The organism is Pseudobdellovibrionaceae bacterium (assembly GCA_019637875.1).
GTDB lineage: Bacteria > Bdellovibrionota > Bdellovibrionia > Bdellovibrionales > Bdellovibrionaceae > JAHBUW01.
This window is the reverse complement of sequence record JAHBUW010000011.1, coordinates 153,892-175,846: the sequence shown is the minus strand read 5'-3', so window position 1 is coordinate 175,846 and position 21,955 is coordinate 153,892. Positions and strand designations below refer to the sequence as shown.

21 protein-coding genes are annotated in these 21,955 nt (G+C 59.3%); 11 read left to right on the top strand and 10 right to left on the bottom strand.

The window, feature by feature from the left end:
* Nucleotides 1-1,067, top strand: a 1,067-nt coding sequence (locus tag KF767_14425) for a hypothetical protein (protein MBX3019080.1), incomplete at its 5' end; no start/stop codon positions are given.
* 116 nt (nucleotides 1,068-1,183) lie between these two features.
* Nucleotides 1,184-1,600 carry a response regulator gene (locus KF767_14420; protein ID MBX3019079.1) on the top strand — a complete coding sequence of 139 codons (417 nt, stop codon included), beginning with the start codon at nucleotides 1,184-1,186 and terminating at the stop codon, nucleotides 1,598-1,600.
* Here KF767_14420 and KF767_14415 read toward each other — a convergent pair.
* The 4 genes from KF767_14415 to greB form a co-directional block, all read right to left on the bottom strand.
* Entirely contained in the window at nucleotides 1,597-2,322 is a 726-nt protein-coding gene (locus KF767_14415) for a hypothetical protein (protein MBX3019078.1), read from the bottom strand. The genes KF767_14420 and KF767_14415 overlap by 4 nt on opposite strands.
* A 200-nt stretch (nucleotides 2,323-2,522) precedes the next feature.
* Complete coding sequence (locus tag KF767_14410; protein MBX3019077.1) at nucleotides 2,523-2,954, bottom strand: hypothetical protein; 432 nt, start codon at nucleotides 2,952-2,954, stop codon at nucleotides 2,523-2,525.
* A 272-nt stretch (nucleotides 2,955-3,226) separates the two neighbouring features.
* Nucleotides 3,227-3,682, bottom strand: coding sequence for a DUF3465 domain-containing protein (locus KF767_14405; GenBank protein ID MBX3019076.1), 456 nt, complete (start codon nucleotides 3,680-3,682; stop codon nucleotides 3,227-3,229).
* A 105-nt stretch (nucleotides 3,683-3,787) separates the two neighbouring features.
* Nucleotides 3,788-4,291 carry a transcription elongation factor GreB gene (greB, locus tag KF767_14400; protein MBX3019075.1) on the bottom strand — a complete coding sequence of 168 codons (504 nt, stop codon included), beginning with the start codon at nucleotides 4,289-4,291 and terminating at the stop codon, nucleotides 3,788-3,790.
* 71 nt (nucleotides 4,292-4,362) lie between these two features.
* Here greB and KF767_14395 point away from each other — a divergent pair, with 71 nt between their 5' ends.
* The 3 genes from KF767_14395 to KF767_14385 are packed head-to-tail and all read left to right on the top strand — an operon-like array spanning nucleotide 4,363 to nucleotide 9,790.
* Nucleotides 4,363-6,171, top strand: a complete 1,809-nt coding sequence (locus KF767_14395) for a hypothetical protein (protein ID MBX3019074.1) — start codon at nucleotides 4,363-4,365, stop codon at nucleotides 6,169-6,171.
* On the top strand, nucleotides 6,171-7,775 hold the full coding sequence (locus tag KF767_14390; protein MBX3019073.1) for a hypothetical protein: 1,605 nt from the start codon (nucleotides 6,171-6,173) through the stop codon (nucleotides 7,773-7,775). The genes KF767_14395 and KF767_14390 overlap by 1 nt, the downstream gene beginning before the upstream one ends.
* Complete coding sequence (locus tag KF767_14385) at nucleotides 7,772-9,790, top strand: adenylate/guanylate cyclase domain-containing protein (GenBank protein MBX3019072.1); 2,019 nt, start codon at nucleotides 7,772-7,774, stop codon at nucleotides 9,788-9,790. The genes KF767_14390 and KF767_14385 overlap by 4 nt, the downstream gene beginning before the upstream one ends.
* A gap of 129 nt (nucleotides 9,791-9,919) precedes the next feature.
* On the opposite strand, the gene KF767_14380 is transcribed toward KF767_14385, so the two are convergent.
* The gene (locus KF767_14380) at nucleotides 9,920-10,681 is read right to left on the bottom strand and encodes a hypothetical protein (GenBank protein MBX3019071.1); all 762 of its coding nucleotides are present in this window, start codon (nucleotides 10,679-10,681) and stop codon (nucleotides 9,920-9,922) included.
* Nucleotides 10,682-10,812: 131 nt separating this feature from the next.
* Here KF767_14380 and KF767_14375 point away from each other — a divergent pair, with 131 nt between their 5' ends.
* The gene (locus KF767_14375; GenBank protein ID MBX3019070.1) at nucleotides 10,813-11,520 is read left to right on the top strand and encodes a nitroreductase family protein; all 708 of its coding nucleotides are present in this window, start codon (nucleotides 10,813-10,815) and stop codon (nucleotides 11,518-11,520) included.
* 181 nt (nucleotides 11,521-11,701) lie between these two features.
* On the opposite strand, the gene KF767_14370 is transcribed toward KF767_14375, so the two are convergent.
* The 3 genes from KF767_14370 to KF767_14360 are packed head-to-tail and all read right to left on the bottom strand — an operon-like array spanning nucleotide 11,702 to nucleotide 14,150.
* Complete coding sequence (locus tag KF767_14370; GenBank protein MBX3019069.1) at nucleotides 11,702-12,967, bottom strand: ABC transporter permease; 1,266 nt, start codon at nucleotides 12,965-12,967, stop codon at nucleotides 11,702-11,704.
* Nucleotides 12,964-13,659 (bottom strand): ATP-binding cassette domain-containing protein, encoded by a 696-nt coding sequence (locus tag KF767_14365; GenBank protein MBX3019068.1) that lies wholly within the window; start codon nucleotides 13,657-13,659, stop codon nucleotides 12,964-12,966. Before KF767_14365 ends, KF767_14370 begins: the two co-directional genes overlap by 4 nt.
* A gap of 23 nt (nucleotides 13,660-13,682) precedes the next feature.
* Nucleotides 13,683-14,150 carry a DUF3299 domain-containing protein gene (locus tag KF767_14360; GenBank protein ID MBX3019067.1) on the bottom strand — a complete coding sequence of 156 codons (468 nt, stop codon included), beginning with the start codon at nucleotides 14,148-14,150 and terminating at the stop codon, nucleotides 13,683-13,685.
* 95 nt (nucleotides 14,151-14,245) lie between these two features.
* Between KF767_14360 and hisS the strand changes: the two genes are divergently transcribed.
* On the top strand, nucleotides 14,246-15,514 hold the full coding sequence (gene hisS, locus KF767_14355) for a histidine--tRNA ligase (protein MBX3019066.1): 1,269 nt from the start codon (nucleotides 14,246-14,248) through the stop codon (nucleotides 15,512-15,514).
* 84 nt (nucleotides 15,515-15,598) lie between these two features.
* On the opposite strand, the gene KF767_14350 is transcribed toward hisS, so the two are convergent.
* Nucleotides 15,599-16,672, bottom strand: a complete 1,074-nt coding sequence (locus KF767_14350; protein ID MBX3019065.1) for a prolipoprotein diacylglyceryl transferase — start codon at nucleotides 16,670-16,672, stop codon at nucleotides 15,599-15,601.
* A 115-nt stretch (nucleotides 16,673-16,787) separates the two neighbouring features.
* On the opposite strand from KF767_14350, the gene KF767_14345 reads away from it, so the two are divergent.
* The 4 genes from KF767_14345 (at nucleotide 16,788) to KF767_14330 (ending at nucleotide 20,727) form a co-directional block, all read left to right on the top strand.
* Nucleotides 16,788-17,891: a fatty acid desaturase gene (locus tag KF767_14345; protein ID MBX3019064.1), complete on the top strand. Its 1,104-nt coding sequence runs from the start codon at nucleotides 16,788-16,790 to the stop codon at nucleotides 17,889-17,891.
* Between the two features lie 119 nt (nucleotides 17,892-18,010).
* Nucleotides 18,011-18,598: a hypothetical protein gene (locus KF767_14340; GenBank protein ID MBX3019063.1), complete on the top strand. Its 588-nt coding sequence runs from the start codon at nucleotides 18,011-18,013 to the stop codon at nucleotides 18,596-18,598.
* Between the two features lie 248 nt (nucleotides 18,599-18,846).
* Nucleotides 18,847-19,860, top strand: coding sequence for a hypothetical protein (locus KF767_14335; GenBank protein ID MBX3019062.1), 1,014 nt, complete (start codon nucleotides 18,847-18,849; stop codon nucleotides 19,858-19,860).
* 111 nt (nucleotides 19,861-19,971) lie between these two features.
* Entirely contained in the window at nucleotides 19,972-20,727 is a 756-nt protein-coding gene (locus KF767_14330) for a hypothetical protein (protein ID MBX3019061.1), read from the top strand.
* A gap of 217 nt (nucleotides 20,728-20,944) precedes the next feature.
* On the opposite strand, the gene KF767_14325 is transcribed toward KF767_14330, so the two are convergent.
* Complete coding sequence (locus tag KF767_14325) at nucleotides 20,945-21,640, bottom strand: hypothetical protein (protein MBX3019060.1); 696 nt, start codon at nucleotides 21,638-21,640, stop codon at nucleotides 20,945-20,947.
* Nucleotides 21,641-21,955: the final 315 nt, after the last annotated feature.

The following is a 21,955-nucleotide window of genomic DNA, read 5'->3' as shown; positions in this document are numbered from 1 at the left end:
AGTGGACAGTCTCGGTCGTGATGGGTTTGCTCCTGACCTCGCTCGTCGCCTGCGGCCCCCGCCAAAACTCATTTCAAATGACCGATGCCGAGGCGATCGCGCTTCCCGGCGGCGATATCGACCCGACGGTCTTTGACCGGACCGAAACCCCCAAGCCGACGACCGAACCTTCCCCGAAACGTGACACGAATGTCACGCCCAAGGGGCCCGAACAAATCCCCGTCCTACCCCGCAAAGAAACCGTCGTGCAAGCCCTCGAAAACGGTCCCTACCCCCAAGACCGGGACGAGTCGCAGCTCGACAAAATCCGCACGCGCGTCACTCCGGGCGGTCTTTACGACTCGGTCGGACGCCCCCGCCGCGACTATTCCAAACGTCTGCAGGAACGTTTCGGCGCGCGGTTGAATCAACCCATCACGAAAGACAAAATTTCGGCGGGCGATCTGACGAAATCGCAGAAGATCTTCCGCGAAATCCAGCGCGCCGTGGACCGCAACCGGGGTCTGCAAGAATCGGAATTGATGTTTATGGCCTCGGCCCAAGCGATCGAACAGTCGAAAAAGTTCGAGGCGAGCGGTGATATCGCGAAATCCGGCGCCTGGACGATCGCGACGGAAGGCACGGCCAAACGCCACGGCTTCGGCAATGTGCCCTGCGCGGAATTCATGTCGGAAGTGATTCGCCAAGCCTACGCGCGCGCCGGTTACGACCTGACCGTCGATTTCAACGACAAGAATAAGAACAACCTGATCTGGAAAGAGACCGCCTCGGTCACCGGATTGTCGAAAGCGCTCTTCAAAGCGGGCTGGGTTCCGTACTCGGCGCACGAATTTCGCGCCCCCGTCGGCGCGATCATGTTTCACACCCTTGGACTTTCGCCCAGCCACACTTACGCGGCGGCGGGACTGGACGGACTTTTGATCGTCGACAACGGCGCGCCCAAAGGCCGGGACCTACGCCAGACCAAAGCCAAGACGATGAACCTGATGTTCAATACCGGTTTCTTCATGCTACCCCCCGGAATCACTCCGTACCGCTGGTCGGACGAGAAAATCCCGATGTCCTGACGTCGGTCCAGGCTAACCATAAAGTCCAGGTGTAACCGTGAAGCTCCCGTGAAATCGGTAGCTTCCGCGATTCCTGGACCTGATCGAAAACGGCCCCGGGCCGATATGAAGAATGAATGACTGGGTCATCCAAGGGCAATCCGCACGCCTACCGCATTTTGATCGTCGACGACGAGGCCGACCTGCGCACCACGCTCGTCAAGGCACTTTCGTCACGCGGCTACGTCCCTCTCGAAGCGGATGGGGCCGTTTCGGCCATCGAACTCCTACGCAAAGAAAAAGTCGACGTGATCATTTCGGACGTGCGTATGCCAAACGGTTCAGCGCGCGATCTTTTGAATTGGATCAATCGCGCCCAACCGGCCGACGCGCGCACGCCCGTGATTCTGATGTCAGGATATTCGGAAGTGATCGAGTATTTGGCCTGTCAATTGGGCGTCACGATTTTCCTGACGAAGCCCCTTGATCTCGAGGTGCTATCGAAAGCCGTCGAGCAGGCGCTGGCCCTCGTCCCTTTGAAGAAAGCAAACTAATCCACGTAAGTGAAATCGAGAGCGAACCGCAGTGTCGAATGACGGCAGTCGTTGGCATCGTTGTCACCCGTCGTGACCAGCCCCAACTGCACGGGGGTTCCGGCAGAACGGGCCGCCGAAAGGCGATACATTAAGGACTGATCCAACGACAGCTCCAATTGCCCCGTCGATTCGCTCCGGGGAATACGACAGCTCGAAAGTCCTTCGCGCGCGCCCAAACAATACACGTCGTAACCACGAGGATCGGCGGCGCGACCACGCAGTTTTTCCCAGTCGTAAACCCGCAGTCCATCATCCACGTCGAGCATCGCCACCATCGGGGCGTAAGTCGCCGCGAAAACCCGACCGTTCAAATGCAATAGCATCTGGTCATCGTAACGCATGTACTGCGAGTCCATCCGGAATTTCAGTCCGCAAACTTTCGCGTTCGTCGGAAGATCCGCGATGACCACCTGCTCACGGTGCGCGCTCACGTAACCTTCGCCCATCGGGGTCAATGGCAAGTTTCGGCCGGCGCCCCAACCGCAATCGCCGGGGTCGTCGAATTGAACGTTCAGCGTGTAGGCTTTCGGGGTCTGCGCGCGGCACGCGGCCTCGATATCTTCGGGAGTCACGGCCGAAGCCGCATCGGAGCTCGCGACGTCGTAGTTCTGCCCGCAGTTCTGAAAACCGAGCAGGGTCAATGCCGATAGGAGTGCGACGCGCGCGAAGACGGGTTTCACGTAGATCAGGATAGCCGAGGTTCTCCTCCGGCGCCGACTGAGATTTTCACTCCGAATGTCGGAGACTTCATCGTTTCAAAATGAGTCTCAAAACGAAAAAACCCGGGCCTTTGCGGGCGCCGGGTTCTGAAGTTCACCGCTTCATCACGAAGCGGTGAACGCATCCGTCAACGGCAGAGCCGTGACGTGCCTTGGGACGATTACTGACCCGAAACGGTCGAAGCGAGTTCGACTTCGATGCGGTTCATGTCTTGGTCGAAGTAGATCTCTTTCACGAAACCGAACGGAACTTCCGCAACCCACACGGTGCCACCGTTTTGAGTGGGGACTTGGCAAGTCTTGAAAGTGCCCGCGGGAACAGTGGTTTCACCCAAAGTCGCGCCAGCCGCTTCACACTGAGCGAGGATCTCAGCCACTTTTTCTTTAGTCATCAGTTGAGCCGCATCGACTTCAACTTCTTGCGCCTGAACTTGACCGTTCGGGAGCGCGAAAGTGTTCGCCAGAGTGTACTTGTTCGAAGCCGAGTCGAACTTTGTCAGTTCCAGAGTTTGGACGAATTCGATCTGACCGCCAGCCGCACCAGCGTAGATACCATTGAAGACCGACTTGTCTTTAACAGCCGGGAAAGCCATTGCTGCCGAAGCCAACAGAGACGCTACTGCGAAAACGAGAGTTTTCATCGAGAGACCTTTCTTTGGGGACGCGCCCGCGATCCCGCGGTACGTGTCATATTGAGGGTGTTTTGCTGCGGCGGAATCCAACAGTCCGGCGGTTTTCAGTCAACGCCGTTGGGCTTGGGCCACCCATTTCGGAGCCATTTCATAAATTTTTCAGACGGGACATTTGGGGCACTGATGGGTGCCCCAAGATTTCTTAATGGAAACGCGCCGCGCAGCCTTGGGTTTTACCGGTCTTTGCCGTAACGCACGCCCCGGACTTCGACGTAGCCGTCGGGCCGCTGATCTCGATGATCCTCGTGCACCCAATGCAAAAGGCCACCAAACTTCGTCCAGCGGTACTCCCCGCCGACGCCGATACGGCTTCCGACCGTGACGGGAACGCGCACCCGGCCGTACTCCAGCGAGTAAACGATGTAGACTTCCGAGGCATCGCTGAGCTTCGCGTAGAAGCGCTGGTGGCGACTGCCTTGGGTATCGTCGGGCATCAGCTTCGTGACGGTCAGATTGGCCGCGCGCAAGAAACGAACGGTGCGGCGGTCACGATTGGCTTTCACGAGATCACGATCGTCGGTGACCGTGGCCTCATGCGCGAAGCCTTTAAAATCTTCCGGGTAAACGGCCTGCGCGGAGACGCTCGCGAAGACGGTGCACAAAACAAAACCAACAACGAACGACTTCACCAGAACCCCCTCCCGCCCCACGGCGTATGAAATCTTAACGTCGGCGGAACTTCGCTGGAGGCTTGGATTTTGTCGAGGGGTTTCGTTCGGCAGCTAGAAATTTGTTCAGATGAATTCGAGGTCGACGATCTCGACCGTTTCATCGCCCGACGGTTTCTTCAGCATGACTTCGTCGCCCACGCTTTTCCCCAAAAGGGCCGTCGCGACCGGCGACCGCCAAGAGATCCGGCCCGTTTTCGCGTCGAACTCGTCTTCGCCGACGATCTGGTACTTCAGCGTTTCCCCGTCCTCGGTTTCCAGGGTGACCGTGGAGCCGAACACCACCTTGTGGCCCGACAGGGTCGCGGGGTCGACGACCACCGCGGCTTCCAGGCGCCCGGTCAAAAAACGCAGTCGCGAATCGATTTCGCGCAGGCGCCGTTTTCCGTAGATGTAATCGGCGTTTTCGCTGCGATCGCCGTTGGAGGCGGCCCAGGCCACGGTCTCGACGAGCTTTGGACGTTCGACCTGCATCAGATGTTGAAACTCGTCCTTCAGACGCTGAAAGCCGGTCGGCGTGATGTAGTTTTTCCGCTCGCGCGGTTTCTGGTCGGAAGTCTCGTTGGACATAGGTCCGAAAGACTAATCCGAATCTTCGAAATGATCAAGAAGACAGCGTTTTCCGCCGATCTTTCAAGGGGATGAAACGATTTTGGCTGCGCTTAAGTATTGCGGTGATCAGCTCGCTGCTTTGTTACGGCGCCACGATTTACATTTACGAAGCCACCGCTCCGAAATCACTCGCGGGTGATCGCGAGCCCGTGGCCTTCGTCGTTCGCGTCGACAACGAAGTCGAACGTCGTCCCATCAAACGCACCATCTGGCAGGAGCTCGAAAACGCGGATCCCGTCTATCCCGGCGAAGCGATCCGCACCGCGCGTCTCGGCCAAGCGAAGCTGCAGTTCAAAGGCAACGGACGCACGCTCGACATCGAACCCGAATCGTTGATCGTGATCTCGAAAGACGCGGACAACATCAACCTCGAGCTGCTGGATGGTAGCGTCTTCGTCGCGCAGGGTGACGGCCCGGGCGGCGACGAAAAGCTGACGTTGAAATCCGACCAGGGCGCCGTCGATCTGTCCAAGGCGACCGTCTCGCTCTCGAAAACCGAAGGCAAATCCCTCGACGTTCAGGTCTTGAAGGGATCGGCGACGGTCGAACAGGACGGCGTGAAACAAAACCTGAAGTCCGGCGACGTGAGCTCGCTCGGTGGTGAAAACACGCCGCTCCTCAAAGCGCTCGCGCCGCGGGCGGATGCTCCCGTTTTCGTCTCGGCGCAAAATCCCTCGGCCCAGCGCTTTCAGTGGGAAGGCGATGCGCCCGGCGCGAAGTTCGAATTGTGGATGGGTTCTTCGCGCAAAAGCTTGAATCGCATCGACGCAGCTCGCCCCACGGCGGCCGACGAACTCGCTTTCGTGGTGAAACCCGGCGTGCACTTCTGGAAAGTCGTCGCCGTCGCGGCCGGCACCACCATCAGCGAAACTCCCGTGCAGCGTCTGGAAGTCGGCGCGTTGCCCGCGCCTTCCATCATCCAACCCGCGCAGAACGAGTTCATCACGCTCCAAAGCGAAGGTCTGGCCATCACCTTCCAATGGTCGGCTCCGGACCGTGTTTCGGAAACGACCCTCGAAGTCGCGACCGACTCGTCTTTCCGCAAGACGCTCTTCAGCGAAAAGTTCAAGACGGGGCAAAACAGCGCCGAGCGGATTCTGCCGGGCGGTAAATACCACTGGCGCGTTTCGAGTTTCTATCCGGATGAGCGCGAAATGATTTCGGCACCGCCGCAGCAATTCGAAATCTGGGTGAAACCGCCCAAGGTCATCAACATCGTTTGGGACATCGAAAAAGCGATGAACTATCCCGTCGAGCCGACCGCGAATCTGAAGTGGAACGCGACGGCCGACCCCGACATCAAAATGTGGCGCCTGCGTTTGGCGCCCAGCGAAACGGATTTGCAGAATCCCGAAAGCACGAACGTACTGAACTTCGATCTGAAAGAAACACGGCACACCACCAAACTGCCGGGACCCGGTCGCTGGATCGCCTCGGTCGAAGCTCTCGACGCCGACGGACGCGTGCTTTCGAAATCCGAGAACCGCGGTTTCGATCTGAATTTGATCCCGCCCGTCCCCGCCCCGGTCTTCTTGCCGGAAAAGGGTGACCTGCGCGCAGATAACAAAGGTGACTTGAACCTGCGGTGGCGCGCCCCCGCGGGCACCAAAAACTTCGAACTGAAATTGAAGTCCAGCGAGGGACGTGAAATCTCGTCGCTGAAGTCCCAAAAGTCTTCCGCGCACTTGGAAGCACTGCTGCCCGGCCGCTACGAGCTCGAGATCCGCGCGATCGACCAGTATGGTCGCCCGACCACCGAGCCCGAAGCCCGGCAAGTCATCGTCCCCGACAGCAGCGGACTTTCCGCGCCGAAGGTGAAAAGGATCCAGGTGGACTGATGAAACGCCGGATCTTCACCTTTTTCCTTCTCTTGTATGCGGGAACCGCGTTCGCCGAAAACGCGCCCATTCTGCCCGCGCGCGACGTTTCGCTCGAATGGGAAACCACCGAAGGCGCGGTCACGTACGACGTCGAAGTCACGCGTAAGCCCAAAGCCAACTCCAAACCCGAGGTTTACAACACCAAAGACTCGATCTGGAAGGGACGACTGTCCCCCGGATTCTACGAAATGCGTGTCCGTTCGAAAGATCGCCGCCGGGTCCCCGGGGACTGGTCCGAAGCGGTCGAGCTGACCGTCATGCTCGAACCGCCGCAGTCGACCGATTTGAAAAATCATCTGCGCATTGACGCGAAAGATCCCGAACGTTCTGATGTTCCGTTTCGCTGGGGTGCCGTCCCCGGTGCGGACTCTTACGAACTGAAAATCGAAGGGCCGGACGGCCAGGTCTTTAAGACGCTCGAAGTGTCCGAAACTTCGCTGCAGGTCGAACTTCCCGTGGGCCGCGAATACAAATGGAGCCTGATCGCCAAAAACCGCGAAGGCCTGACTTCGGAAACTCCGCTCAAAGGCCATCTCGAGCTCTGGGGACCCATGCTCGAGCGGCCCCAGCTCGAAGAACCACCGAACCCGTTCGTCCGCGAGCTCAAGTGGCAAAACGTTCCCTACGCCCAGAGCGTGCACTACACGCTGCAGATCAAGGACGCGACCACCAACAAGTGGAAGAACGTCGATGCGCAGAAGGAATTCACCGGCGACAAGTTCGCTTTCGCACCCTCGTGGCCCGGTGGAAACTACCGCCTGAACGTGCGCTCGCAGGCGGGATTCCGCAAAAATTCGAAAATCTCTACGATTCAGTTCAACGTCGCCGACGGCGATCGCAGCGAGGAAGCCGAATACGCGGCGATGCTCCGCCAGTCGATCGTTCGCACGACGGGCTGGTTCGTGGTGGCAAGTTATCTCGTGACGGGAATGGCCTACTCGGGAATCAACGCCGACAACGGCGGCTCCGCGCCGCTGCAAGTAGACCTGCCGAACAACTTCGGCGGAACCGGTCGTATCGGTACGGGTTGGATCTCGGGCCGCAGCCCTTGGGGTTTCCTGGGGATCGCGGATCTTTCGGGTTTCACGGTCGCGGGCCAAAACCCCACTTTCATGTCGCTCGAGTTCAGCGCCGTTCGCCGCACCATCATCGGTCGCAGTGGCGAGTTCCGGCAAAAGGGCGGCATCTTCTACAAAGAGCTTCCCGAAATCATCGCGCGCGATTTGAACGGTATCGACCGCATCGACAAGATCATCGCCGCGGGTCCCCAGTACGGCATCGAATACTGGTGGGCGCTTTCACCGAAGCTCGGATTCCAGGTGAACGCGCAAGCCTACGCGAGCCTGATGTCCGTCAAAACTCCGACCGGCAACCCCGTGGCGCCGAGCCTCAGTTATCAGGCGGGACTGCTCGGTTCGTACCGTATCACCGAACGCGCGTCGGGGCTGATCGGATATGCTTACCGTCAAGATTCACAAGCTTATAAATCCTCGCACGATCGCACGAACACGGTGAAGATCACGGGTCACTACCTCAACCTGTTTCTGGAGTGGGCGTTATGAAACGGAAATTCTTGAAAATCCCGATCATGCTGAAGCTGATCACGTTGTTCTTGGGACTGCTCGTCTCGTCGACGTCCCTCTTCGTGCTGCAGACCTCGCAGAACCTCGAGAAAGAACTCCTGCGACGCGAGGAATACTCGAACATGACCGAAGCGACGGCGAAAGCCATCGAGGTCGAGCAGAACTTGCTTTCGATCCTGGAGCGCACCCAAAAGCTCGGCGGTCAGTACTATCAGTACGCGCAGCAGGTTCCGGGGATCGCGGCGTTCCCGCACGCCAGCGCTCCCGTCCCCGCCGCCGTCGATGCCGCGACCGTCACGGAAGCCGCTCCGGTCGCGCCGGGCTCTGAAGCGATGCCCCCCGCGGCCGTGCCGGAGACGCCGGTCGTGTCGGCCGCTCCGCCGACCGCGACGCCGCCGCAACATCCGTTGTACCAAGCCTTCGCGAGCGCTTTCGAAAAGGAAAATGCTTTCGTGAACGCGGAAATCTGGCAGCGCAAAGGCGGCGAGATCACGTTGCTCGCCCGTCAAACGAAGTCGGCTTTCCTCGAAGCGCAGAAGTGGACGCCCGAGTCGTTCGAGGCCTTGCGAACCGCGCAGAACTTTCCGCTGAACTCGATCTTGCACAAAAGCTTCGAGTTCCGTAACGCCAGCACCGAAAACGGCCCGGCGCTCGCGACCCTGGGGATTCCTTTGGTGCGGGACGCGAAAGACCAGGTCACGCACATCCTGCTCGTCGACTTCAGCTTGGCCTTGATCCAGAAAGCTTTCGCCAACGAGTCCGAACGCACCCTGTTCCTGGTGGATCGCAACGGCTGGTTGCTCGCCCATCCGGACGAAAAACTCGTGATGGCGAAAACCGACTTCTCGCAAGAGGTCATGGTCGCGCGCGCCCTGCCCGATCAGCAGCCGCGCCGTCAGGTCATGGCGGTGGACCCGAAAACCAACGAAGAGATCGTCGGTGCCTACGTGAAGCTCGAACATCTGGGCGTCATCGTCTTTTCGGAAATCTCGAAATCCACGATCATCGCGCCCGCGAACGAAATGAAACGAAACGCCTTCAAGACCGCGGGCATCATCCTGTCGGTCGCGATCATCTTGATCTTCCTGTTCTCGATGACGTTGACGGGCCCGATCGAAGTGCTCGCGACCTTGGTGCGTTTGGTTTCAAAAGGGAACTTCGACATCAAGGCCTCGGAAAAGATCAAAGGCTGGGTCGAGGACGAGGTCCACGATCTGGCGCACGCCTTCGACAACATGACCGAAGGCTTGAAAGAGCGGGACAAGGTGAAAAACCTGTTCTCGAAATTCCACGGCTCCTCGGTCGCGGAAGACTTGCTGAAAAACGACATCGGCGTCGGCGGCCAGAACAAACAGGTCACCGTCTTCTTCTCGGATATTCGCGGGTTCACGGCGTTCTCGGAGAACCGCTCCCCCGAAGAGGTCGTCGAGATGTTGAACGAGTACTTCGAGGTGATGGTCGGGATCATCAATCGCCACCAAGGAGTCGTCGACAAATTCATCGGCGATGCGATCATGGCGGTCTGGGGCGCGCCCCACACGAACGAGAACGACACCCAAAACGCGCTGATGGCGTGTTTGGAAATGCGCGTGGCCTTGGTCGAACTCAACACCAAACGCGCCAGCCGAGGTCAAGACCCGATCCGCATCGGGATGGGATTGCACTGCGGCCCCGCGATCTCGGGCACCATCGGCTCGCAAGAGCGAATGGAGTACACGGTCATCGGCGACACCGTGAACATGACCTCACGGATCGAAGCTTCGACGAAAGCCTTTGGCTCGGACCTCTTGGTCAGCCAAGCGGTCATCGACAAGATCGGTCCCAACTACCTTTCCCACGTCGCCGGTGAAGCGACGGTCAAAGGAAAGACCGAACCCCTACGTCTTTACAAGGTCAAAGGCTACCGCACCCCTGCGGGCGAAGAGATCGTGATCGAAACCGAATTCTCGGACCCCGTCGCCGAATACGACGAGAAGGTGAAGAAAACGGCGTAAGCCGTTTTCGCAAAAGACCAGAAGCGGCGTCAGCCGTTTAGACAAGACTGACGACGGCTTAAAACAGAAAGACCGCCCCGAAGGCGGTCTTTCTATTTCAAAATCCACTTCCGAATCGGAAGTAAGGGATCAGAACCAGGAAAAAATCCAACGCCCCACGGCCTTCAGATTCGCCGTGTACTCCGCATCCAACCAAGTGCCGTTCGCATCGGTCATGCCGAGGGCGTGATTGCCGTGGGTCACCATGACTTTGAAGTTCGGACCTTTGCCCGCCAGGAATTCCAACAGGTGGCGCGTTTCGCACAGGGGATCCGAAGTTCCGTTCACGACCAGCACCGGGCGGGTTTCGGTCGCCAGCGTGGGGTAGTTTTCGTTCATGTAGTTTTGCGCGGGCTCGCCCTCTTTTTCGGCGTGACTGCACACCGGAGTCAAAAGAACGAGCGAGGGGTGCTTCGCCTCACGACGGAAGATGTCGTGGCTGACGAAGCTGCCGAGTGATTTGCCACCGAGCACGATCTGCTCGCGCGTCAGGCTCAAGTCGGTCGCGAGCTTCTGGATGGCGGTTTCCATGTCCTCGATTTCATTTTCGAGCATCCCGCTCGGCTGCCCCTTCGCGGGATCGGCCACGCAGTACGCCCAGTACAAACGCGCCAGGCGCACGCCGGTGTCTTGGGACTCTTCCGCGAGACGGTCATACATCTCAAGGCGGGCGTTGCAACCTTGACCGGGGGCCAGCAGCATCAGCCTTGTCGCGCCGGGGGCGCCGTCATACAGATCGATCACGATCTTCGCGCCGCGCGGAGTAAGGATCTCCACGGATTTTTTCGCGGGAGCGGCCAGGGTGCTGAGGCTGATCAAGGGCACGAACAAGAGCGGCAAGATGAAGCGCATGGGAGTCCTCCGGTTGCGCTCGAGATAAGCCTCACGACACGCGGCTGTCACCGAAAATGCACTTGTAAATGCACGGTGGCGGCCTTCACGGAAGATTGACGTTTCCTTTGGGGCGGCGCAGATCATGGCCCATGAACGAAATCGAGAGCCTCTTCCGTATTCTGGAAAAACGTCGCAGCATCCGCCGTTACACCCCCGAGCCCGTGCCTCCCGCCATGATCGAGAAATGCCTGCAGGCGGCGATCCTGGCGCCTAACTCCTCCAATACGCAAACCTGGGATTTTTACTGGTTGCGTTCACCTGAAGCCAAAGCCGCGGGCGTCCGCGCCTGTCTGTCGCAATCGGCGGCGCGGACCGCGCAGGAGCTCGTCGTCATCACCGCAAATCCAAAAGCGTGGCGCCGTTCGCAAGGCTCCTTGATCCAATGGGTGAAGGACGCGAAGGCCCCCGCGCAGATTCTGCTCTACTATGAGCGCCTGGTCCCCTTCGTTTACCGCTGGGGTTTTCTGAACATGTTCGCGCCCTTCAAGTGGATCGCGGCAAACTCGGTGGGACTGTTCCGTCCCATCGTGCGCGGCCCCTACTCACGCCGGGACATCCAAGAGGTCGCGGTGAAGTCCGCGGCGCTCGCCGCCGAAAACTTCGTGCTGGCCGCCACCGCGCAGGGTCTGCAGACCTGCATGATGGAGGGCTTCGACGACTGTCGCCTGCGCCGGTTTTTGAAACTGGGTTCGGCCACCAAAATCGTCATGGTCATCTCGGTCGGCTTCGAGGCCGAGCGTGGAACCTGGGCGCCCCGCCACCGGCTGCCTCTGCGGGACGTGGTCCACGAGGTTTGAGCCGGGCTTTCGCGACTTCCGAATCGGAAGTGGAACGACAGGATCGGCATGGCTTCGCCGGACTGAAAACTTGCTCTTCCGCCGGATCAAACGGGCAGCTGGAATCCTGCTCTGCCGTCAAACCGGCGGAGTGAAAGCAGCTCCGCCGGATTAAGCCGGCGGGATGAACGCAGCTCCGCCGTTATGCCGGCGGACGTAACCCGTCGCGGACCGACATGCGGAAGGCCGAGATCGCGGGGATCAAGCCCGCGACCAGGCCCAGGATGAGTGCGCCCGCGAAGAGCTTCACTTGTCCCACGGAAAAGATGGCGTCCGAAAGGACCACGCCGTACTCGGCTTTCAGGTAAAGGCCCAGGGCCCAGAAGCCCGCCGCTTGCAGCACATAACCCAAGAGAGCGCCGAGGCCAACGAGCCCCACGGCTTCAAGTCCCAGGAGCGCCATGATGTGTGCGGGCCCCGCGCCCACCGCGCGCAGGATCGCCATTTCGCGGCGGCGCGCGCCGAGCGACGTGAGCAGCGCCACGATCAAAGTGCAAAGCCCCGTGATCAGAACCAGCCACGAAATTCCGCGCAACGCGCTTTCGACATGACCGAGCGAACGCCACAGTTCACCCAAGGCGACGCCCGGAATGATCGCGAGCAAAGGCTCGGCTGTGTCGGTGTTGATCTCGCGCTGCAAACGCAAAGTTTCGATACGGGTTTTCGTGCGCAGGAAAAATGCCGTGATGTTGTGCGGGCGCAGATCTTCCATCTTTAGACTCGCGGCCGCGATCTCTTGCCCAGGCTGCGGCATCGCCCCGTCTTTCCAGTCGACGTGAATGCCCTCCATCCCTTCCAGCGTGATGTAAAGGGACTGATCGAGCGCGGTGCCCGTGGGCTCCATGATGCCGACCACGGTGAAAGGTTTGTCGTCGTGATTGAGGATGCCTTCACCCGAAGTCACACCATGCGCCAGCACGACCTTGTCGCCCAGCTTGTAGCCCAGGCTCCGCGCGACGTCGCCGCCCAGAACCACGTCCCAGATCCCGGCGGACCAAACGCCGTCTTTCAATTCGATCTGCCGGTCTTTTTTGAAACGGTAATGCTCTTTGAACGAGGCATCGGTGGCGACGACGCGAAAGCCCCGGTGCCCGTCCCCGAGCGAGATCGGAATCACCCAATCCACCGCCGGATGCGCTTTGTATTTGTCGAAGGTTTCGATCCCCACTTGGGTCGATGCCGTTCCCAGATTAAAGACCGTATACAAAAGCAAATTGAGCGGCCCCGTGCGCCCCCCGACGATCAGATCCGTCTGGCTGATCGCGCCCGTGAAGCCTTCTTCCGCGCCTTGTTTCAAACGCTCAACGGAAATGAGAAGCGCCACCGAAATCGCGATGGAAAACAGCGTCAGCAGACTGGCGGCCCGGCGCGAAAGCAAAGAGGCCCAAGCGATGCGCGCCAGATTCATGTGTCCGCCTTTCCATGCTCGCCCAAAGAGTCGCCCACAGACAAATCACGCAAATCCACCGTGCGGTCGAAAAGTTTGGCCAGGCTGCGGTCGTGGCTGACGAATAAGATCGCCTGCTTCGATTCCGCCGCAAGGTCGAAGAGCAGTTTCAAAAAGGATTCGCGGTGATCGTGATCCAGCGCCGACGTGGGCTCGTCCGCCAGCAGCAGTTCGGGTTTTCCGAGAAGCGCACGAGCCGCGGCCACACGCTGGGCTTGCCCCACGCTCAGATCGCCGGCGCGTCGGGCGGCTAGGCCCGAGAGCCCCAGCTTTTCGATCAGATGTTCGACGTCGCCGGGCTTCACGTTCGCCGCACGTTCACGACTGAAGCTCGTCCCTAGACGGATGTTTTCGTCGACGCTCAGAAACGGCAGCAGATTGAAACTCTGAAAAATGAATCCCAGATGGCGCGCGCGGTGGGCGTCGCGTTCACTTTCACTTAAAGGGGTCAGGTCGCGCCCGCAGACTTCGATCTTTCCCGCTTGGGCTTTCTGGATCCCGGCCACGAGCTCCAAGAAGCTCGATTTCCCCGCGCCGCTGGGACCGAACAGAAACAATTTCTCGCCCGGTTTCAGCTCGAAGCGGGCGATCCGGAGCAGATCCTGTTTTTGGTTGGGGTAACGGAAGCGCAGATTTTCGATCTTCAAGGTCATCCGTGAATCCTTCCGTCAGTCCTTTAGCGCGATTGGTATTTTTCGATCTTCACGCCGTCCATGCTGAACGAGCTTTCCCCGTAAAGATGACGCTTCGGCTTCAGGTGCAAAGTTCCGTAAACCCAAATCGGCCCGTAAGCGACTTCGGTCCCCGAGACTTTCGCCATATCGATCAAAACCATTTGGTTCGGCGGCGGAGGCGGCACGTGAATGCAAGCCTGCGGTGAAGGCACGAGCAAGAACTCGGTGACGCGTTTCATGTCGTCCTCGAGCGGGACCATGAAGCCGGGAATGCGGACGGTTTTACCATCCAGCTTTTCGAGTTCCCCGCCCGCTTGGCCGCTGATGTAATCCAGCTGCCCGAGAAGTCGCCAGTCGATTTCGACGACGTCCCCGAGCGCGAACGACGAGGCCCCCTGAAACAGGTAAAAACCGCCCACCAAAGAGGCGCAGAAGACCGCCAAGGTTCCCAAGAACTGAATGCGTTTCATCGGTCGCAATTCTCGCGTGCGGGACCGCCTCGGGCAAGGGAAATGCCCGTCGACGGCTTGCTTAAACACCGCGACTGCGGTTATTTTGAGCCATTATGTCTGAACAGCCTGTCTCGCGTCTGCAACCCGCCCGGGGTACCCAGGATCTTCTCCCCGAAACGAGCCGCATTTTTCGCGGCCTTGACGAGCGCGCCTGGAATATGGCCCAGCGCTACGGTTACCAAGAGATCGACACCCCGATCTTCGAATTCCGCGAGGTTTTCCACCGCACGCTCGGCGAGACCTCCGACGCCGTTTCGAAAGAGACCTACTCGTTCCAAGACCGCGGCGGCGAGTGGCTGACCCTGCGCCCGGAAGGCACCGCGGGCATCGCGCGCGCGTTGATCTCGAACGGGCTCCAGCAGAATCTGCCCCTGAAGCTCTATTACTCGGGCCCCATGTTCCGCTACGAGCGTCCGCAAAAGGGCCGCTATCGTCAGTTTCATCAGATCGGCGTGGAAAGCCTGGGCCAGGAAGCCCCGTTCGCGGACGTGGAGTGCATCGCGCTCGGCGCACGTATGCTCGCGGATCTGGGACTCGCGGACAAAGTGCAGCTCGAGATCAACTCCCTCGGCGACACCTCGTCGCGGATGAAACACCGCGATCTGCTGGTCGAATACCTCTCGCAGTTCCGCGCCGAGCTTTCACCCGATTCCCAAACCCGTCTCGAGAAAAATCCGCTGCGCATTCTGGATTCGAAAGATGCGGGCGACCGCAAGATTCTGGAAGGGGCACCCCGCCTGGACAAATGCCTGAATGATGAGTCGAAGAAATTTTTCGATGGCGTGCTGGAAGGGCTGACGGCGGTCGGCGTGAAGTTCCAACTCACGCCCTCGTTGGTGCGCGGCTTCGATTACTACACGCACACCGTTTTCGAGTTCACGACGACCCACCTGGGCGCGCAGTCGGCGGTGCTCGCGGGAGGACGTTACAACGGCCTGGTCGCCTTGATGGGCGGTAACGAAACCCCCGGCGTCGGCTGGGCCGCGGGCATGGAGCGCCTGGCGCTCTTGACCGGTCCCGCGATGTTCCCGGAAGGCGCGACCGATGCCACAGTGATCGTGGCGGACGACTCGGCCGAGACCTACGCGTTGAAAGTCACCGAAGAGCTGCGCGCGGCCGGTTTGAACGTGGAGCTCATCGCGGGCGGCGGCAACGTGGGGAAAAAAATGAAGAAGGCCGCGCGTTTCAATGCGACGTCGACCTTCATCCTCGGCGGGAACGAACGCGATGCCGGCACGGTCACCGTGAAAACGATGGCCACTGGCGATCAGCGCACGCTTTCGCTTGCGGAATTTTTGAAGTCCGGGATCGCGAAACGCTGAGGCGAATCGCTCTCCAAAACAAAAAAGGCCGGCCCGAAAACAACGGGATCCGGCCTTTTCTTTTTTGCGTGAAAGCGTGGAGTTTTACTCCGACTTCGAGCGCCGATTGATCTTGATGGAAGAAACGCGGCCCCAGCCCGGGATGACGAGGCTTCCGCTGCGCGACCAGAAGATCGCGAGGCCCACACCGATCAACGTCATGCCCACGCTCAGCCACTGACCGCGGGTCATCCCCAACGCCTGGAATCCCAGATGCGCGTCGGGCATACGGAACTGCTCCTGCACGATCCGCACGATGCCGTAGATGATCAGGAAACTGGCGCCCACGATCCCCGCTTTGCGCGGTTTGTACCAGACGGCCATCAGCACCAAGAAGACGACGACGCCTTCACCAAGCGCGGCGTAAAGCTGCGACGGATGACGGTAGGTGAGGAGCGGCGCGATCGCCTCTTTCGCGGCGGCGTTACCGTGTTGAATTTGATCGACGATCGTCATCAGAACTTGGTTGAGCTGCGAGCGCGCACCCGGATTCGCCGCTTGCTGCGCGACGAGATCCAGATAGTGATCCCGCGACTGGCCGGGAATTTTCTCGACGACCGCGGCCAGGCCTTCCAGACGTCCCGGCTCTTGCGCGGGCCACAGGTAAATGTCGGTGGGAAAACGAACGGCCAGCGGGAAATCCGCCGGCGCCTCGCGACCGACGAGCTCACCGTTGATGAAGTTCGCGATGCGACCGAAGATCACCCCGATCGAACCCGAGACCGTCACCAGGTCGAACAGGTACAAACGGCTGATGCCGTACTTGCGCGCGAAGAGGACGCAGGCGACGGCGATCCCGATCATGCCTCCGTGGCTCGCCATTCCACCTTCGTTCACCGCGAGGACGCCCCAGAAGGGAAACTCCGCTTTGAACTTCAAGAACAGATCGGGGGAGTAGAACAGACAGTAGCCCAAGCGACCGCCGGCGAGCGTGCCGATCGCGCAGTAGGTCGTCAGATCGCCGAGCATTTCGGTGGTGACCTGCGATCGTTGCCGCTTCACGAGCCAGTAAGCGACGCCGTAGGCGAGAAGAAAACCGAGAAGGTAAGACAGGCCGTACCAGCGCACGCCCAAATCACCATGGATGTAGAAGATCACGGGATGTAAATCATGAACCATGAAGCGATCATGCAGGACCCCGAAAAGGGAGTCAAATGCGCGACCTCCTAAAATGCCCGTCGACCCGGCGGGCGAAATCGCGCAAAATGAAGCCTCAACTGTCGAGGAGTTAAAGATGTCGCCGCGTCCGATCCACTGGCCGACCACGCTGTTTCTGTTGGGCTTGCCCGCGCTGTGTTTGATTACGGTTCCGTTTTATTTGTACTTTGTCGGGTTCAATCCGTGGATCTGGGTGCTGTCGGCGGTGCTGGCCGTCGTGACCGAGATCGGCATCACCGCGGGTTATCACCGCCTGCTCGCGCATCGCAGCTACGAGGCGAACCCCATCGTGAAATGGATCCTGATGTTTTTCGCGACCTCCGCATGGCAGGGCTCGGCGCTACGCTGGTGCCGCGGCCACCGCTTGCACCACCGCCACATCGATCACGAGGAAAACGATCCCTACGCGATCACGAACGGCTTCTGGTACGCGCACATGGGTTGGATGCTTCGCGAAGACAAGACGCCAACACCGCGCAATTGTCCCGACCTCGAAAAAGACCGCTGGATCGTCTTTCAAGATCGCCACTATGTCGCGCTCGCCGTCTTCATCGGCTTCGTGCTGCCCACCTTGCTGGGCGCGGCGATGGGCGATGTCTGGGGCGGACTCTTGATTCTGGGCGCCCTGCGGGTCGCGGTGACTCAGCAGTTCACGTACTTCGTGAATTCGGCCGCGCACCGTTTCGGCAAACGTCCCTACTCGGTCGAGATTTCGGCGAAGGACAGCTTCTGGGTCGCGGTGCTGACCCAAGGTGAAGGTTGGCACAACTTCCACCACAAATTCGAAGCCGATTATCGTAACGGAGTTCGCTGGTGGCAGTGGGATCCGACGAAGTGGATGATCTTCTCGCTATCCACCGTCGGCCTGACCCGCCGTCTGCGCCGCATGCCCAAGGAGGAAATCCTCAAAGCGCGGCTCCACGTCGAGTCCTTGCGCTTGAAGTCGCGCGGCTACCAACAAGAGAAGCTCGATCAAATGCGGGACCGCATCATGACGTCGGCGCTGCGTTTACGTCAGCTCCAGACCGAATACAAAGAGTATAAAAAGGCGAAGTCCCATGAGTGGGAGTTGAAAGTGAATCAACTTCGTACCGAACTTTTGCTGGCGAAAATCGAGCTCCGCTACTCGATGGCGCAGTGGCGCGCGGTTTTACGCTCGCCCGTTCCGGTCAGCGTCTGAGCGGCTCGCGTTAAAGAGATTCTTGCGTTCCTTGGTGAAATCGGTAGCATCTTTCCTGTTACCAACACGACTTTGGGCCAGCGAAGGCCCTGAGCTCTCAACGATTCACGGAGGATCACATGCGTATTCTGACGACTCTGGCTTTGAGCCTGATCAGCCTTTCGGCCTTCGCCGGCCACCCCGCTTCCGACGCCGTCGCGAACCTGTTCGAAGAAGCCGAGCGCATCCAGAACGGCTCCGCGGCTTCGCGTCCCGCGAAAGTCTGCAACCTGATCAAGTCGAGCCTCGAGCACCGCCAGATCGCGCAGCGCCTGCTGGGTCGCTACGCTTCGTCGGCCGACAAAAACGGCGTGAACGACTTCTTGAAGAACTCGCCCTCGATCATGGTGACCAAAGCGATGCCGCAAATCCAAAAGCTCGTGGGCAAGTCGGGCTCGTGGCAGGTTGATCCCCAAGCTTCGGCGCGCGGGAATGGCTACTTCGCGGTCAGCGTGCGCGTGACCTCGGAAGGCAAGTCGTACAACGCGAAAGCCCTCGTTTCGCCGAACATGAAAATCTCGGATGTCGAGTACTGGGGGTTCAGCGGCGTGAACTACGCCTCGGACAAACTCGTGCAAGACATCGACAAGCACCGCAACACCGGCGCGCCCGTCACCGCGTACATGAAAGAGCTGCGTTCGCAGAAGGATTGGATCACCTGCCCCTGATGCACGTCGCTTGATACACGTCACGGCTTCGCCGTCGACGGATTGCACGTCACGGCTTCGCCGTCGACGAATTCGCCTCTCTACGTTTTAGCATCTTGGCCCCCGCTTCGCGCGGGGGCTCTCGTTTTGGGGCGTCGAGCGCGCAGACGAAATCGCGAGTTCGACAGATTTTTCCTGCGTATGTGAAAATTTAGCGCTCCCCGCCGGATTGAAAGTTGCAATGGATCACCCGCGAAGAGGGGGACTTCATGCGTACACTCATCCTGCTGGCCTTTCTTGCCGCTTCTCAATGGACCTTCGCTTACGATCCCAGCCAACAACTGCAAGGCGATCAGCTCTTGGTTTATCAAGGGGATCTCGCCAAACTCGGATCCACTCCGCTCGCGGTGGCGCAGAAACTTGCCGTACATGATGTGATCGCGATCAGTCACGTGAAGGCCTTCTCGAAGCAGACCAACCGCCGTACGGACGGGACCAATTGGGTGAATCCCTCGGCCTGTCAGGATGCGACTTACCCTCACATGAAGGCGCTGCTGAAGGCCGTCCGCCAAATCAAGCCCCACATCCGTATCTTCGGTTACGTCGCGCCCACCGCCGATGCGCCCTACGCCTCGAATTGCGGAAACGCGCTGAAGTCGGGAGCTTCTTGGAGCTGTCCGAACGGCGACTGCGCGAACTTCAAAAGGTGGGTGCAGGCCTGGCTCGATATCGAGAGCTTCGCCGAAGGCATCTGGATCGACGGCTTCCTGGTGGATCTGGTCGCGAGCCAATATATGACGCCCGCCCACCGCGACTTCGCGTTCAAATACATCAAGTCCAAGGGCAAATACATCATGGCGAACACGCCGATGTACGCCTACAACCTGGATTTCGCCGCGCAGTCGCCTTGGTTCAGTACCGGAGACTACGCGCTCGTCGAAGGTTTCGCGTACGGCTTGGGTGCCTACAAGACCGATCCCGGCCCCGCGGGCGCCAACGCCGCAGCGACTTACCTCAAATGGCGTAAGCAGGGGAAGAACTTCCGACTCGCGGCTTTGGTGACCGAACGCTGGGCGGGCGTGAACGAATACTTCAACTGCGGAACGCCGAACAACTTCATGGCGTACTCCACCTACGTGGCCTACTTCGAGCGCGGGAACGTCTATCAGTACACGTCGGGGGATCTGGGCATCAACACGCCCTACTCGTGGCTGTGCTACAACGCGAACGCCTACTCGATGATCCCGTTCTACCCGCCCACCTTGGGAACGCCGACGCCCTAAAATTTCGACGAAATCCGCGGATCGGACGCGAGCCGTCCCAGGCTGATGCGAAATCTGTGTCCTTCCGGCCACGTTTGTCCATAGGGACGCAGACCCATGCGAGAATGGGGTATGCGCGTTTTCGTTTTGCTCCTCTCACTGATCTGCGCCTCTCCGGCCTTGGCCCAATGGAAAAATCCGTTCGGCGGCCCGGGTGCGGCCGGCGACTTCCGTAAAAAAGCCGAAGCTAAAAAACAATCGCGGTGGACGCTCGCGGAGTGGCTCGAACAAAAAGAGCGTAACCGCATGATGGATCTGTGGCTGGGAATGTACGCGCCCTCGCCCTACGAGTTCATCCTGAGCGGTCAGTACGAGCCCTATGAGGTGAACGTCTGGAACGGCTTGACCGAAACGCGCACCAAACACACCTCGGGTTCAGGCTCGGTCGCGTTCTACGCGCTGATCCTGGGGGTCGAGGCGGGCTACGAGAACAACGTGCAAGAGGGCTACACAAATGTCGAAGGCCTGGTGAATTTGCGCGTGCTCGGGAACTCGAACCAAAGCACGCACTTGAACTTGAGCTACGGCGCGCGCCGGAAATCTTTCGGCGGCATGGAGCTGAACCAACAGCTCGCCGGCGCCGAGCTGGATTTGTTTTTGGCGCAGCACTTGGGCGTGCACGGTCTGTATCGCGTCTACTTCCCCGTCGAGGACGCGAACCTCGGCACCACGAAGGGCTCGAAGTCCGAGGTCGGTGCGTTCATCGACTATTCGTTCTTTCGTTTGTTCGGAAACTGGTTCGTCGAGAATCAGACGTCGACGTTGAACACGATCGAGTCGCGCCGCGACCGCAGCGGCTTTCAGTACGGACTGAAGATTTACTTCTAAGAAGCGATCCCTTTGCGTATGGTGAGTCGCTCCCGAGCCGGGGCCCCTTCGACTTTCACTTCCGAATCGGAAGTGGGCTTCTAGGTTTGATCCACCGGCACTCCGAGTTCGAGATCCCCAAATAAAAAAAGGCGTCCCTTGCGGGGCGCCTTTTCGTTTCCGCGATCCCTCGTTTCGAGGGGCCGCGGCGTGGATCGCGTCGACCGCAGAGCGGTGACTAATCCAGTTGCTTGTATTCGCCGTTACCCGACACGAAGTAAGCTTGGCTTTGCTCGGTCGTTTGGATGGGCGTTTCGATACGGTAGATCATCGAGAGTTGCATGCCGCCGATGGGCTCTGCGCGAGTTCCCATGTTGAAGACGGTGGGAACCGAAGCTTGTGCGTTCAGTCCGAAACCCCAAGAGACGCTGACGTCGTTCGGGATCATCGCCGCGTAACCGATGAACTTGCCGACGCCGTCAACCGAACCACCGGGCAACCAGAGGACGCGGTAGTTGAACTTCACGACTTCCATACCGAAACCGTTTTTGAAGGCGACCGAGTAGATTTTCGACTCGGGCATCTGCCAAGTTTGCAGATCCAACCAGCAACGCGCGCCTTGGGGCAGAGCGGTTGCAACGTCCGTCTTGATGTTCAAGACGGGTTTACCGGCTTGGACGATTTCCCAGATTTTTTTACCGATGTTGATGACTTTGTCGACGATGACGTCAGTGGCATCCAAAGCGGCGATCGGATTGAAGTCCATGCCCGCCTCGAGGGGGTAGCCGTTCTGTTGGCACGAACCGAGAGCGACGCCATCGGGAACGACGGTCAGGCTGCCCGCATCTTTCAGCAGATTCTTCGGCACTTCTTTAGTTACGACTTCCGAGATTTCGAAATAACGGTCGCTGTTGGTATCAGCGAAAGCGGTCACAGACATCAATACTGCAGCAGACAAAGCCAAGAACTTCATCGTATCCCCCTCATTAGGTTTTAAAAATTCGGCGCGGGTTGAGCACGAGTCCCTCGCGTTTCACTCTAGCGACCTTGCCGAGTGGCGACCGATGTTTCGACCTCGGAATAGGTGCGCTCGCGGCCCTTGGCAAGCTTAAGCAGGCTTTTGCGATGCGTAAACGCCCGACAATTTTTGAAAGGAAGAGAATTTTGATGGAAGCCATGAGGGGTTGTTGAACATCGGCCTAAATGCTCAAAATCATTCAGCGTCCGCAAATCCGCCAGGGCTCTGCGT